The organism is candidate division KSB1 bacterium (genome assembly GCA_024655945.1).
GTDB lineage: Bacteria > Zhuqueibacterota > Zhuqueibacteria > JANLFK01 > Oleimicrobiaceae > Oleimicrobium.
Window position 1 is genome coordinate 1 of record JANLFK010000007.1, and the last position, 14759, is coordinate 14759.

Here is a 14759-nt window from a genome sequence, read left to right on the forward strand (position 1 = left end):
GGAACACATCACCGCACCTATTTTTGCCCCTATCTTCTTAAGTTGCGGCTGCTCGTGCTCCGAGACCAGGTCACCCATTCTACGTGGCATCAGGAATTTAACTATCTTTTCTATGAATGTCAAGAAAAAAATTTAAGAAAATGTTCGCTCCTCTCCAGAATTCACGCAGGTTGTTCTCCAGGCTACTGCTTGAAGGGCGTGAAGGTGCGCGTAGGCCTTGGGCGCTGCGCAAGAGCCCGACTCGCAAAACCTTTCATGCTGATTGCGAGGATAGCAAAACGGAGCGGATCATTTTGTTGCGATCTTCACCGGCGCCTTGAAGGGTCAGCCTATAAACTATCAGCAAACCCCCGGCGGGCATCGCAAATGTCCGGCTTGCAGGAGCCTTTGTCCCTTGGAGCCCAGGGAAGAGCTGACTGCTCCGGAGGGCTCCTTGTCGCCGGACACAAAGTTTGGCGAGACCCTTCGCGGGATTGAATCACCGGACCGCCGGCGCTTGGCTGCTTCAGGAGACGCATCCGCCTCTGCGGGAGCAGCCCACTCGCCCTGAGGCAGCGGCGTTCCTGCAGCACTGGATCAGTATGGCCATGGAGTCGCAGCTCCGGCCGATGCAAGAGTTCGCCTCCCTAGTCAGAAGGCATCGCGATGGGGTGCCGGCTTACTTTGAGCTTCCGATAGACAATGGCCTTGTCGAGCCAATGAATGCCAGTGCCAAGGCGATCCACATGAGGGCGCGGGGGTATCGATCGCGAGCGGTCCTTTCTACCCTGTTACTCCACTGGCTCGGCCGCCGAAAGACGCCCACATTCGTCGACAAATTCGCGTGAGGGGCCTCTCATTTGAGGTCCTCAGAAAGGTCAGGCAAAAGGCCTTTCACTCTCCCCGGTGGCTCGAGCGCGTCGCGCACGCCCATGGGGACCTCTTGCCTGACCTCTCCAACTGCTGCCGGAATTTCGCTTGACGGCGCAAGGGATTTTTTGTAAATTTGCAACGCCTGTCGGGAGAGCGTGGCCAAGAGGCCGTAGGTGAGTTGAGTGTGTCGTTCTTTCAGAGAGAGACGTTGAGCCACATAAGAAGCAGAAAAGGAAGCGCCTTAGCCTTGATCCTCTTGGAATTGGACCCCACCTACCAGTGAAGTGCACCCCAAAAGGTGCACTTTTTTTGTGAATGGCCGGCGGCAGAGGTCGAGGAAGGTGCAAATGGCAGACATGGAGAAGGAGGAAGCCAGGTGCGCGAAGAACTTCGGCTTTTGGTCAACTTGCAGGAAATCGACTCCCGCCTCCAGCAACTGGAGGCACGCAAGGGAGACCTGCCGCAGGTGGTCCAGAAGCTGGAGGGAGAGCGCCTCCAATTGGCCGCCACACTGAACGCCCACACCACGCAGACGCAGCAGTGGCAGACGGAGAAGCGCCACGCCGAGGGGAAGCTGGCAATGCTCAGGGAGCAGCTCAAGAAGTACCAGACACAGCTCTATTCACGCGTGACGACCAATCGCGAGTACGACGCTATAACCGCCGAGATCGAGGCAACGGAGAAGCAGATCGACGACGTCGAGATGTCCATCTTGGAGTTGGACGACCAAATCGAGAAAGTGGCTGGGGAAATTGCCGAGTTGCAACAGCGGCTGCAGCAGCTGGACGCTTCGCTCTCCGAGCGCCAAGCGGAGCTCGCGGCGCGCATGAAGGAGACTGAGGAAGAGGTGGCCCGCCTCAGCGCGCAGCGTGCCGAGCTGGTGGCGCAGCTCAACCAGCGCGTGCTGGCCCGCTACGATCGCATTCGCGCGGCTAAGGGGGGCGTGGCAGTGGTGCCGGTGCAGAATAGCGCCTGCCGCGGGTGCTTCACGACTATCCCGCCGCAGAGGAGCTTGGAGATCCGGCAGATGAAAGACCTGATCCTCTGCGAAAGCTGCGGGCGCATTTTGGTGTGGCAGGGGAACGACTGAGCCCCGTAGGCGTCTCATGATATGGCGAGCCAAGGGAGAAGATGTGGGTCCAGGGCGGGTCAGACGATCGCGTCCCGTGGTAGGGCGGGATGAGGAAAGTCCGAACTCCTCAGGGCAGGATGCCTCGTAACACGAGGGTTCCGCTCTGGCGACGGAGCGGAAACGGAAAGCGCCACAGAAAACAGACCGTCTCGGCACTGCCGGGACAAGGGTGAAAAGGTGGGGTAAGAGCCCACCGCTTCGCCGGTAACGGCGGAGGCATGGCAAGCCCCATCCGGAGCAAGACCAAATAGGAGGGATGAGGCGGCCCGTCTCGATTGACCTCCGGGTAGGTCGCTAGAGGTCCGCCGCGAGGCGGATCCCAGACAGATGATCGTCGCCCGTGGCGGGGTGACCCGCCTCGGGTACAGAATTCGGCTTATCGATCCGTTCTGGACCCCATGACTTTTTCTGGCCGCAAGGTGGAGTGGCAACATCTTGATGGAACAGAAATGGGTCTTTGAAAGCACTCAGCACAACGAAGAAGCTCGCCAGTTGGCCCGCGCCTTAGATGTGCCCGAGATTATCGGACGCCTGCTGGTGAACCGGGGCATTACCACACCTGCTGCGGCCCAGCGCTTCTTAGAGCCAAGCTTAGAGTACCTCCATGACCCCTTCCTCATGAAAGACATGGAGCGCGCGGTCGAGCGGTTGGTTAGGGCCCTGCGCAACCGCGAGCGCATCCTGGTTTATGGCGACTATGACGTGGACGGCATCACCGCGGTCTCCATGACCTACCTCCTTCTGCGCAAATTAGGGGCCGACGTGGTCTTCTACATCCCGGATCGCCTGCGCCAAGGATATGGGTTGTCCGAGGTGGGCGTGCGGGAGGCGCATCGCGGTGGCGCCACGCTCATCGTTTCGGTGGACTGCGGCGTGACGGCCTGCCAGGAAGTGGAGCTGGCCAGTTCGCTTGGCCTGGACGTGATTATCTGTGACCACCATGAGCCGCGCACCGTCTTGCCCCAGGCCGTGGCGGTCTTGGACCCGAAGCGGTCAGACTGCACCTACCCCTTCAAAGAGCTGGCCGGCGTCGGGGTGACTTTCAAGCTGCTCCAGGCGCTTTTCACCACGCTTAACTACGACCGGGCGCTGGTCGAGGAGTTCGTGGACTATGTGGCCATCGGCAGCGCTGCGGACGTTGTGCCGCTGGTAGACGAGAATCGCATCCTGGTGGCTGAGGGGCTGACGCGCCTCAATAGTGGCCCGCGCAAGGTGGGGTTACAAGCGCTCCTGGAGACAGCTGGCCTGGCAGGCCACGAGATCGGCACCGGGCAGGTGGTCTTCATCATCGCCCCGCGCATCAATGCCGTCGGTCGCATGGGGGATGCCTTGCGCGCGGTGCGCCTGCTCACCACCGATGTGCCGCAGCAGGCGCGCAACATCGCCGCCATCCTGGAGGCGGAGAACCGCGCGCGCAAGAACATTGACGAGGACACTTTTGCCCAGGCCCTGCAGATGGTGGAAGCCGACTATGACCCGCAAGGAGACCTGGCCCTGGTGCTGGCGCATGAGGGGTGGCACCCGGGCGTGATCGGCATCGTGGCCAGTCGCATCGTGGAGCGGTACTACCGTCCCACCGTCATGGTGACGCTGGACGGCGAGGTGGGCAAGGGCTCTGCGCGCAGCATCCCCGGTTTCGACATCTACGCGGCCTTGAAGCAGTGCGAAGACCTGCTCATCGAATTCGGCGGGCACAAGTACGCCGCCGGCCTGACGGTGTGCCGGGATAACGTCGAGCGGCTGCGCGCCCGCCTGCGGGAGGTGACTGCCGCCCAGATGGAGGACGACTTGCTGGTGCCCAAGCTGCGGGTGGACGGGGAGATCCGCCTCAGCCACATCACGCCCAAGACCTTTGCCTTGCTGAAGAAGTTTGCACCTTTCGGCCCGCAGAACATGCGCCCGGTCTTTGTATCGCGCGGTCTGCAGGTGGTGGGCGAGTCACGCATCGTGGGCAACAATCACCTCAAGCTCAAGGTGCGCCAAGATGGCATCGTCATCGACGCCATAGGGTTCAACCTGGGCGAACTCAGCTACCGGGTTGCTCCAGGGGAGGGAAATTTGGACATCGCCTACGTGATCGAAGAGAATGAATACATGGGGCGCCAGATGTTGCAACTGCGCCTTAAGGACTTGCGGTGAGCGGCCGCACCTTTTTGCTATGGAAAGGAGAAGTGGACGGACCGGACGTGACCGAAGAGCCTTCACCAGAACCAGGAGGTGACCATGCACGCAGATGACGAGAAGGGCAAAATCTGGTTCAGTGGCAAGTTTGTCGATTGGAAAGATGCTACTGTGCATGTGATGTCGCACGCTCTGCACTACGGTTCGAGCGTGTTCGAGGGGGTGCGTTGCTACAAGACTCCGGAAGGGCCGGCAATTTTCCGTCTCAAAGACCACACGCGTCGGCTGTTTGATTCCGCCAAGATTTGTCGCATGGACATTCCTTTTACGCAGGATCAGATCAACCAGGCTTGCGTGGACGTGATCAAGGTGAATGGCTTAGAGTCCGCATATTTGCGGCCCATCGTCTTCCGCGGCTATGGGCAGTTGGGGGTGGACCCGCGGGGGTGCCCCATCGAGGTGGCAATCGGCGCCTTGAATTGGGGCAAGTATTTGGGGGAGGAGGCCATCAATGTCGGGGTAGACGTGCAGGTGTCGAGCTGGAGCCGCATGGCACCCAACACCTTGCCGGCCCTGGCCAAGGCAGGGGCCAACTACCTCAATTCGCAACTCATCAAGTTGGAGGCCATCCGCAACGGGTTTGTGGAGGGGATAGCTCTGGATGTGAATGGCTATGTGAGCGAAGGGAGCGGCGAGAACATCTTCCTGGTCAGGGATGGAGTGCTCTACACCCCGCCGCTGGCAGCCTCGATTCTGCCGGGCATCAGCCGCGACTCGGTGATGGTTTTCGCGCGGGAAATGGGCATCGAGGTGCGCGAGATGATGATCCCGCGCGAGATGCTGTATGTGGCCGACGAGGTCTTTTTCACCGGCAGCGCCGCCGAAATCAGCCCCATCAAGTCCATCGACCGCGTGCCCATCGGCAGTGGTAAACGCGGGCCGATCACGGCGCGTCTGCAGCAGCGCTTCTTCGCCTACGTCAATGGAGAGTGCGAGGACTGCTACGGCTGGCGGACGGTGGTGCGGTAGGGAGTGAAGCTTCGAGCTCTTTGACGGGTAGTGGTCATGGTTCACACACGGCGGGCGGCACGGGAATTGGCGCTCCGTGCTCTTTATGCTGCTGAGCTGACCGGCCGCAGCGCCCCCGAGGTGCTGGCTGACCCCTTGGTCATGCGCCGGGTTGACGGGCAACTTGTAGAGTTCATCAACCGCCTGGTGACCCTGACCTTACAACACCGCGAGGAGCTCGACGCCTACATCATCGCCAAGACCACCAACTGGGATTTTGCCCGGCTGGCAGTCATCGACAAGATTCTCCTGCGTATGGCTGTGTGCGAATTCCTGCACTTCGAGGACATCCCGCCCAAGGTGAGCATCGATGAGGCCATCGAGATCTCCCGCAAGTACAGCACCGAAAAGAGCGACAAGTTTGTCAACGGCATCTTGGACGCGGTGCTCAACGAGCTGCAGGCGCGTGACATGATCGTCAAGAGCGGGCGGGGCCTATTGGACCATTCACCCCATGCGGATTGAACTTCTGCCGCAGAGGGGCGTACAACACCTAGAGCTGCGACGCATTACGGGCAGATCAGGGAAGTAACTTCGCATGGCGAACCTACTGACAAAGCTATTTGGCGACAAACACACGCGCGATGTGGCGCGCATCATGCCCATCGTGCAGCAGATCAACGCCATCTACGAGACCTTGCACGAGCTCGCCGACGAGCAACTGCGCGACAAGACCAACCAGTTCCGCAGGCGCATTCAGGAAGCGACCGCCGAGGTGAGGGCCAAGCTGAATGAGCGGCGCGCCCTGCTGACCACCGACGCGATGGAGGGCGAGGAAGCGGTGCTCAAGGTGGACGCCGAGTCCTTACGCCAGGAAATCGCGGCCTTGGAGAAGGAAGAAAACGAGATCATCGCGCGTGTGCTGGATGAGATCCTCCCCGAGGCTTACGCGGTGGTCAAGGAGGCCTGCCGCCGGCTGGTGGGCAAGACCTGGAAGGTCTGCGACCACGACATCACCTGGGACATGGTGCCCTTTGACGTGCAGCTCATCGGCGCCGTGGTGCTCCACCAGGGCAAAATTGCGGAGATGGCCACAGGCGAAGGCAAGACCTTGGTGGCCACGATGCCCCTCTACCTGAACGCCCTGGCCGGCAAAGGGGCGCACCTGGTGACGGTCAACGACTACCTGGCCAGGCGCGACTGCGAGTGGATGGGCGAAATCTACAAGTTCTTGGGCCTGACGGTACACTACATCGCCAGCGACATGGAGCCAGAGCGGCGGCGGCGCGCCTACAACTGTGATATCACCTACGGCACCAACAACGAATTTGGCTTCGACTACCTGCGCGACAACATGGCCATCCGCCGCGAGGACCAGGTGCAACGCGGCCATTACTATGCCATCGTCGACGAGGTGGACTCGGTGCTCATCGACGAGGCGCGCACGCCATTGATCATCTCCGGCGCCGTAGAACATTCCACCAACCTCTTTGCCGAGCTCAAGCCCCGCGTCGAGCAGTTGGTGAAGAGCCAGACTCTATTGGTCAACCGCCTGGTGGCCGAGGCCGAGCAGCTCCTGGAGAAGGGGCAAGAATACGAGGCAGGCATCAAGCTGCTGCAGGCGCTGCGCGGCGCGCCGAAAAACAAGCGGCTGGCCAAAATCCTGCAGGAAGTGGGCGTCAGGAGGCTCATCCAGAAGGTCGAGACCGACCACATGCGCGACAAGCGCATGCACGAGATCGACGAGGAGCTGTACTTCTCCATCGACGAGAAGAGCCATGTGATCGACCTCACCGAGAAAGGGCGCCAGGCGCTGTCGCCCAACGACCCGGAGATGTTCGTCCTCCCGGACCTGGCCGAAGGCATGGGGCAGATCGAAAACGATCCCACGCTGTCGCCGGAAGAGAAGGCGGAGCGGAGGGCGCGTCTCGAGGAGGAGTACGGCATCAAGAGCGAGCGCATCCAGAACATCTCGCAGCTACTGCGTGCCTACTCCCTCTTCGAACGGGACGTCGAATACGTGGTCTCCGAGGACGGCCGGGTGATCATCGTCGACGAGTTCACCGGCCGGCTGATGCCGGGGCGGCGCTACAGCGACGGCCTGCACCAGGCCATCGAGGCCAAGGAGGGGGTGCGCATCGAGCGCGAAACGCAGACCCTGGCCACCATCACGCTGCAGAACTTTTTCCGCCTCTACCACAAATTGGCGGGCATGACCGGCACGGCGGTGACCGAGGCTGCGGAGTTTTGGGAGATCTACAAGCTCGACGTGGTGGTCATCCCCACCAACGAGCCGGTACGCCGCATCGACTATGAGGACCGCATCTACCGCACCAAGCGGGAGAAGTACAACGCGGTCATCGAGGAGATTGCGGCCATGCATGCGGCGCGTCGTCCGGTGCTGGTGGGTACCGTCTCGGTGGAGGTGTCCGAGACGCTGAGCCGCATGCTCAAGCGGCGGGGCATCCCGCACAATGTGCTGAACGCAAAGCATCACCAGCGCGAGGCGGAGATTATCGCCCGTGCCGGGCAGCCGGGGGCCGTCACCATCGCCACCAACATGGCCGGCCGCGGCACGGACATCAAGCTTGGCGCCGGAGTAGTCAAGCACCCTAATTGCGCGCTGGTGCGCCCGGACCCAGGGTCTGAGCCGTGCCCGTACCTGGAGGAGTACGACTGCTACAACGAGGTGCCGTGTGGGTTGCACATCCTGGGCACCGAGCGGCACGAGGCACGGCGCATCGATCGCCAGCTGCGCGGGCGGGCGGGTCGGCAAGGCGACCCTGGCTCCTCTCGCTTCTACTTGTCCTTAGAAGACGATCTCATGCGCCTGTTCGGCTCGGAGCGCATCGCCGGCATCATGGACCGGCTGGGGGTGCAGGAAGGCGAGGTCATCACCCATCCCATGGTCTCCAAGTCCATCGAGCGGGCGCAAAAGCGGGTGGAGGAGCACAATTTTGACATCCGCAAGCACCTCCTGGAATATGACGACGTGATGAACCAGCAGCGCGAAGTGGTCTACAACCGCCGCAACTATGCCCTCGGCGGCCAAAACCTGCGCGAAGACGTCCTGGAGATGATGGAGGAGGTGATCGAAGACCGCGTCGATGAACACGCCGCGGAGAGCCCATATCCTGAGGACTGGAACTGGAACGGCCTCAACCAGGACTTGCGGCGCGTCTTCTTGACCACGGTGACGCGCGAGGAGTTCGAGGGCGATCGCATCAGCCGCGAGGAGCTCATCGACAGGATCCGCGGCAAGACGATGGCCCTCTACGAGGCCAAGGAGAAGGCCCTGGGTGGAGGCCTCATGCGCCAGTTGGAGCGCTTTGCCATTCTACGTGCCATCGACGAGCAGTGGCGGGACCACCTCTATTCCATGGACGTGATGAAGGAGGGCATCGGCCTGCGCGCCTACGGGCAGAAGGACCCACTGATCGAGTACAAGAGCGAGGCCTTCAAGATGTTCTCCGAAATGTTGGCGCGTACCAACGAGGCGGTCTTGGAGATGGTGTTCAAGGCGCAGGTGCAGGTGGCGCCTCCCCAGCCAGTGCGCCGCATGCCGGCCCAGGTAAGCGCCGTTCACGCTGCTACCACCGGCATGGGCTTGCGTCACCCCGCAGGGCCCGAGGGGGCGCCGGAGCCAGGCAAGCGCCAGCCGATCAGAGTGGGCGCAAAGGTGGGTCGCAATGACCCTTGCCCATGTGGAAGTGGCAAAAAGTACAAAAAGTGCTGCGGAGCGGGCGTGCATTGACCACCTGCAGGCATGAAGGTTGCGGAGTCAGGCAGCGGGAACAATAAAGCTCTTGTATTTGGCCGAATTTCCTGTATATTTGCAAATGGGTGAAGCATCCCCCCACCTCCGTCGTAATTGTGAAAGGACGTGCCATCGAAAGGTTAGTTGAAATCCTGGTGTACATCATGAGCGAGGCGCGGGGCAGCGGCTTCGGGGTCGAGCGCCTGCGAAGCCTGTCCAGCGACTTGCTCAAGCAGGGCTACACCGAGAGCGAAATCGACCTTGCTTTCTCCTGGCTGTTCGAGAAGGCGGGCTGTAACTATGAGAACCTCAGTGCCATCCGCACTCCCATGTCGCTGTACCGTGTGCTGCATGCCGCAGAAAAAATGGTTATCAGGCCGGAAGCTTACAGCTACCTTTTGCAGTTGCGGCAACTCGGCCTGATCGATGACCAGCAGCTGGAAGAAGCAATCGAGCGGGCCATGCAGATGGGCGTCAGCCCCGTGGATACCGAAGACATCAAGGAGATCGCCGCCACCGTCATGTTCGACGCCGACTCTTTTACCGGCGGGTATCTGTTCAATGACACGCAAATGGGCAATTGAGCCCCGTGAAGCGGACAGGGCATGGCAGGTGACAAGAAATCCCTGGTAGTTGTCGAGTCCTTTGCCAAGACCAAGACCATCAATGCCTTTCTGGGCGAGCAGTTCACGGTGCTCCCTTCGGCTGGGCACGTGGTGGATTTGCCCAAGAGCAAGCTTGGCGTGGATATCGACAACGGCTTTGAGCCGCAATACCGGCCTCTGCGCGATCGCCAAAAGGTGGTAAAGCAGCTCAAAGAGGCCGCGGCAGAAGCTGAGCAGGTCGTCCTGGCCACCGACCCGGACCGCGAAGGCGAGGCTATTGCCTGGCATTTAGGCGAGATCCTCAAGAAAGCCAACCCCCATATCTCGCGCATCACCTTCAACGAGATCACCCGCGACGCGGTCCTGCGCGCTCTGGAGAGCCCGCGGGCCATCGATCTGAATTTGGTGGAGGCACAGAAGGCGCGACGCGTCATGGACCGGCTCGTCGGCTACCAGGTGGGGCCAATTCTTTGGCGCACCGTCTGTGCCGGTCTCAGCGCCGGCCGAGTGCAGTCGGTGGCGCTGCGCCTCATCTGCGAGCGGGAGGAGGAAATCGAGGCGTTCGTCCCGCAGGAGTATTGGCTCATTGACGGGACCTTTCAGGGACGCCGCACGGCGCCGTTTACGGCGCGTCTCACCAAGGTTGCCAACGAGAAACCGCACATCCCTGATGAGCAGTCGGCAGTCACCCTGGTGGAGAATATCCGACGCCAGGAGTGGACGGTCAAGGATATCCGCAAGAACGAGGTGCAGCGGCAACCTGCGCCGCCGTTCACCACCAGCACCCTTCAGCAAGACGCGGCACGGCGCTTTGGCTTTTCGACCAAGAGAATCATGGCCATTGCCCAGCAGCTTTACGAGGGCGTGGAAATTGGCCCTGGAGGGCCGGTAGGCCTCATCACCTACATGCGTACCGACTCGGTGCGGGTGGCCAATGAGGCAGTGGCGGAGGCGCGTACCTTCATCGCCAGCAACTTTGGTGTCGAGTACCTGGCCCCACAGCCGCGGCACTTTGCCGCGCGCAAGGGCGCCCAGGATGCACACGAGGCCATTCGGCCGACTTCCGTCAAGCGCACCCCTCGGTCGCTGCGCAAGTACCTCAGTGAGGAGCAATACCAGCTCTACGAGTTGATCTGGCAGCGATTTGTGGCGAGCCAGATGGCTCCTGCTCGCCTGCTGCAGACGACCGTGGACATTGTGAGCGGCAACGACGAAATGTACCTGTTCCGGGCAACCGGCTCAGAGGTTTTGTTCAGGGGGTTTCTGCAGGCCTACGAGGAAGCGCCCCGCGAGGAAGAAGACCAGGAGCGCGAACCGACTACCAAAGTGCCCGAGGAGCTGACAGTGGGCGAGCGGGTGATCCTCTTGGACGTGACCCCGAGCCAGCACTTTACCAAACCGCCGCCGCGCTACACAGAAGCCAGCCTGGTCAAGGCACTGGACAGTCTGGGCATTGGCAGGCCCAGCACCTACGCAGTCATCGTGAGCACCATCCTTGAGCGCAATTACGTGGAGAAGCGACAGCGCCAGTTGGTGCCCACCGAGCTGGGCCGCACCGTCAACAAAATCCTGGTGGCCAACTTCCCGGACATCTTCGAGGTCAAGTTCACCGCGCGCATGGAAGCGGAACTGGACGACATCGAGGGGGGCAAGAAGAACTTCCGGCAAGTAGTGGAGGGCTTCTACGGGCCTTTCCGGCGGGCGCTGGCGGCAGCCGAAGGCAGGCAGGTCGAGATTCGGGAGAGCCTGCAGGAGAAGACAGAAGAGCGCTGTCCGATCTGTGGGAAGGAGTTGGTCATCCGCTGGGGGCGGCACGGACGCTACATGGCCTGCTCTGATTACCCACGTTGCCGCTTTTCCAAGGCGCTCGAACAGGAAGGCCTAGCCAGCACCGAGAGGTGTGAGCTGTGTGGCGGCCCGATGGTGGTCAAGACCAGTCGTTTCGGGCGCTTTCTGGCCTGTTCCGCGTACCCGAAGTGCAAAAACGCCAAGCCGTTCAAGATCGGCGTCAAATGCCCGAAGCCCGGCTGCGACGGTGAGGTGGTGGAGCGCAAGTCCCGACGCGGGCGCACCTTCTACGGCTGTAGCCGCTACCCTGAATGTGATTTCGTCTCCTGGCAGGAGCCTGTAAGCGGGCCATGTCCTTCTTGTGGGAACAATGTGCTCTACAAGCGGTATACAAAAGCAAAGGGAAGCGTGCTCCACTGCGCACAGTGCGAACAGGATTTTGCGGCCGACCTGGTGAGGTCGCCGAGCGCGATATCTTCTGATGACTGACGACCTTCGCACTCTCGCCATGCAATTTGTGCGCTACCTGCGGCAGGTGCGGCACTACTCACCGCACTCGGTGGCAGCTTACCGTGGGGATCTCGTGCAGTTTTGCGACTTTGTGGGCGAGATGCTGGACGGCGCACCCCCTACGGTGCACCGGGTAGAACGCGGCTTTTTCCGCGCTTACATGGGGCGCTTGGCCAGGCGAGGCTACAGTCCACGCAGTGTAGGGCGCAAGCTGGCCGCGTTGCGCGTCTTCTTCCGCTACCTGGTGGAGCAGCAGATCCTTCCTGCCAACCCCACGGTGGGGCTGCGTGCCCCGCGCGCCGACAAGAGGATCCCCAAACATCTGCCCGTCAAGGCGGTGCTCAATGCGCTGGAATTGCCTGAGGAGGAGAGCCCGCACGGGCTTCGTGACCGGGCCATTCTCCAACTCTTCTACGCCACGGGCGTACGTCTGGGCGAGTTGGCCGCCTTGGACGTGGATGACCTGGACTTTGCCAACGGGGTCATCAAGGTCATGGGCAAGGGAGCAAAAGAGCGGGTGATTCCGCTTGGGTCGGCCACCGCGGAGCTGCTGCGCCACTATCTGCGACGTCGGGACGAACTCGCGCGCGAGGGGCTGCCGCGCTGTTCAGCGCTCTTGCTCAACGCCTGCGGCGAACGATACTCCAGGAGTGGCATCGCCCGCACCGTGCGGAGGTACTTAAGCCAGGTGTCGGAGAGCGGCGCGCGCCATCCGCATGTGCTCCGCCATTCGTTTGCCACCCATCTCCTGGACGCCGGGGCAGACCTGTTGGCGGTCAAAGAGCTGTTGGGGCACTCGCGCCTGTCCACGACGCAGGTGTACACGCATGTGTCGGCCGAGAGGATGAAGAGAATCTACCGCCAGGCACATCCGCGAGCCGAGCGGCGCGACAAGGGGTAGACACTGGTGGGCAGCAATCACCGGCCCAGCGAGGAATGGAGAGCCGAGGACGAAGTTGGCCGGGGTGCGTCTTGCCTTTGGTTTGCTGCTTCGGCCACACGGCCACGGCGGACGACGTGTCCTGCGCCGAGGGACTATCGGTTCCCCATAGTCAAGAAGGGCGGGAGACCGCGATGAGCCTGGGCCAGTGAGCCGGCGTGCGCCGTCTTTTGGTGGTAGAGTTCTGCTACGCTTTGAGGCTATGGTGAAGGCAGTACCTCCGTCAATCTCAAACCATGGGAGGAGCCTATGAGAATCAATATCACTGCACGGCACTTCAACGCGTCGGATCGTCTGAAGCAGTACACGGAAAAGGAGGTGAGGCGCCTCAAGCGGTATTACGATGGCATCCTCAACTGCGATGTCATCCTGGATTGGGAGAAGCAGGCACAAGTGGCGGAGATTGTCCTCCATGTGTATGGTACCAAGTTGACCGTGCGGGAGAAGAGCGAGGACATGTACAAGTCCATCAATCTTGCGGTGGACAAGTTGGAGCGGCAGCTTAAGAAGTACAAAGGGAAGCTGCACACCTTCGACAATACACGGGCTCGCGATTTGATTGCGGAGTAGTGCCACAGCAGGGGCTGCCTGAGCCCGGGCAGCCCCTTTGCTATTGGTTGCCGGGCAAGGTTACCATTGTGTGATGGATGAGCCATGGCCGAACTGACAGTCGAAACTCTCTTCGAAGAGAACAACGAGACGCTGCACCTCCGGTTGTTGAACCACCGGGGCAGCTTTGGCAAAGTGATCAGCGAAGGCGAGCTGCACCGCCCGGGCTTGGCTCTGACTGGTTTCACGGACGTGTTCACCTACCAGCGAGTGCAGATCCTTGGCAACACTGAGCTGGCCTACCTGGAAACCCTCACCGAGGCGCAGCGCCGACAGGCTATCGAGAAGGTCCTCTCCTTCGACATCCCCTGCATCATCATCACCGACAACAACAAGCCGCCGAGAATTTTGCTGGCAGTGGCGGACAAGCGGCAGATCAGTATCTTCGGCACACCTCACAACACCACGACGCTTATCCACTTGTTGGGCGACTACCTGGACATGAAGTTCGCCCCCAAGGTGACCATCCACGGCTCGCTGGTGGATGTGTTTGGCGTGGGGATGCTGTTCACCGGTCGGAGTGGCATCGGCAAGAGCGAGGTGGCGCTGGACCTGGTGGAACGCGGCCATCGACTGGTGGCCGACGACGTGGTGCACATCACCCGAGCTGCCAAAGGGACGCTCATCGGCACCAGCGACGAGACGCTGCGCGACCATGCCGAGGTCAGGGGCCTGGGGATCATCAACGTGCGCCAAATGTTTGGCATCCGGGCCGTGCGCCTGCGCAAGCGGGTGGAAGTCCAGGTCGACCTGCAGGAGTGGTCGGAAGATACTGATTATGAACGCGTGGGCATCGACCAGGAGACGACAACCATCCTGGACACCGAGATCCCGCTGGTGCGGCTGCCGATTATCCCGGGTAAGAACATCACGGTCGTCGCCGAAGTCATCGCACTTCACCATTTGATGCGCATCAGAGGGTACAAGACAGCGGAGGTGTTCAACCAGAGGCTCATCGAACGCATGCGCCGCGCCAGCAGTTACCCCTACTCTCCGGAAAAGGATTACGAATAGGCGGGACCCATGGTTATTTGCGTATTAGTCACCCACGGCCCAGTAGCCGAGGCCCTCGCCAAGGCTGCGCAGTCGGTCATGGGCGACACCCCAGGGGTGTATGCGTTGTCCATATCGCCCCTGTCCCTGGAGACCATTGTGCAGAAGCTGGAGGAGATGGCGGGCAGCCCAGAGGCGCAGGAGGGGATGCTCGTCATGGCCACCCTCCGTGGCGGCAGCTGCTGGAATGCCGCCTGCAAGGTCGCCAAGCGCCACCCCCATGTGCGCGTCATATCCGGGGTGAACCTGCCCATGCTCCTTTCGTTCCTCACCAAACGCGACAGGCTCCCCTTCCCTGAGCTGGTGGGGGCCGTCTGCCGCGATGGCGCCCGCGGCATATCGGCCTACCCGGAAGGGCAAGAATGAGCAAAACGAGGGCCGCTT

The 14759-nt window shown here is 61.3% G+C and carries 11 protein-coding genes and 1 other RNA gene; all 12 read left to right on the forward strand.

Annotated features, from left to right (window positions below):
• The first annotated feature begins 1228 nt into the window (after nt 1-1228).
• The gene (locus tag NUW13_09910) at nt 1229-1942 is read left to right on the forward strand and encodes a C4-type zinc ribbon domain-containing protein (GenBank protein MCR4439338.1); all 714 of its coding nucleotides are present in this window, start codon (nt 1229-1231) and stop codon (nt 1940-1942) included.
• A gap of 51 nt (nt 1943-1993) precedes the next feature.
• Nucleotides 1994-2379, forward strand: an RNA gene (gene rnpB, locus NUW13_09915) — RNase P RNA component class A.
• Between the two features lie 43 nt (nt 2380-2422).
• Entirely contained in the window at nt 2423-4123 is a 1701-nt protein-coding gene (recJ, locus tag NUW13_09920) for a single-stranded-DNA-specific exonuclease RecJ (GenBank protein ID MCR4439339.1), read from the forward strand.
• A gap of 84 nt (nt 4124-4207) precedes the next feature.
• Nucleotides 4208-5134, forward strand: a complete 927-nt coding sequence (locus NUW13_09925) for a branched-chain amino acid transaminase (protein MCR4439340.1) — start codon at nt 4208-4210, stop codon at nt 5132-5134.
• 36 nt (nt 5135-5170) lie between these two features.
• Nucleotides 5171-5638, forward strand: a complete 468-nt coding sequence (gene nusB / locus NUW13_09930) for a transcription antitermination factor NusB (GenBank protein MCR4439341.1) — start codon at nt 5171-5173, stop codon at nt 5636-5638.
• 73 nt (nt 5639-5711) lie between these two features.
• Complete coding sequence (gene secA, locus NUW13_09935) at nt 5712-8867, forward strand: preprotein translocase subunit SecA (protein ID MCR4439342.1); 3156 nt, start codon at nt 5712-5714, stop codon at nt 8865-8867.
• 119 nt (nt 8868-8986) lie between these two features.
• On the forward strand, nt 8987-9454 hold the full coding sequence (locus NUW13_09940) for a DUF494 domain-containing protein (GenBank protein ID MCR4439343.1): 468 nt from the start codon (nt 8987-8989) through the stop codon (nt 9452-9454).
• 21 nt (nt 9455-9475) lie between these two features.
• Nucleotides 9476-11752 carry a type I DNA topoisomerase gene (gene topA, locus NUW13_09945; GenBank protein MCR4439344.1) on the forward strand — a complete coding sequence of 759 codons (2277 nt, stop codon included), beginning with the start codon at nt 9476-9478 and terminating at the stop codon, nt 11750-11752.
• A gap of 19 nt (nt 11753-11771) precedes the next feature.
• Nucleotides 11772-12674: a tyrosine-type recombinase/integrase gene (locus NUW13_09950; GenBank protein MCR4439345.1), complete on the forward strand. Its 903-nt coding sequence runs from the start codon at nt 11772-11774 to the stop codon at nt 12672-12674.
• A gap of 288 nt (nt 12675-12962) precedes the next feature.
• A complete protein-coding gene (gene raiA / locus NUW13_09955; protein MCR4439346.1) occupies nt 12963-13283 on the forward strand; it encodes a ribosome-associated translation inhibitor RaiA in 321 nt (106 codons plus the stop codon).
• A gap of 84 nt (nt 13284-13367) precedes the next feature.
• Complete coding sequence (gene hprK / locus NUW13_09960) at nt 13368-14336, forward strand: HPr(Ser) kinase/phosphatase (protein ID MCR4439347.1); 969 nt, start codon at nt 13368-13370, stop codon at nt 14334-14336.
• Nucleotides 14337-14345: 9 nt separating this feature from the next.
• Nucleotides 14346-14741, forward strand: coding sequence for a hypothetical protein (locus tag NUW13_09965; protein MCR4439348.1), 396 nt, complete (start codon nt 14346-14348; stop codon nt 14739-14741).
• The last annotated feature ends 18 nt before the right edge of the window (nt 14742-14759 follow it).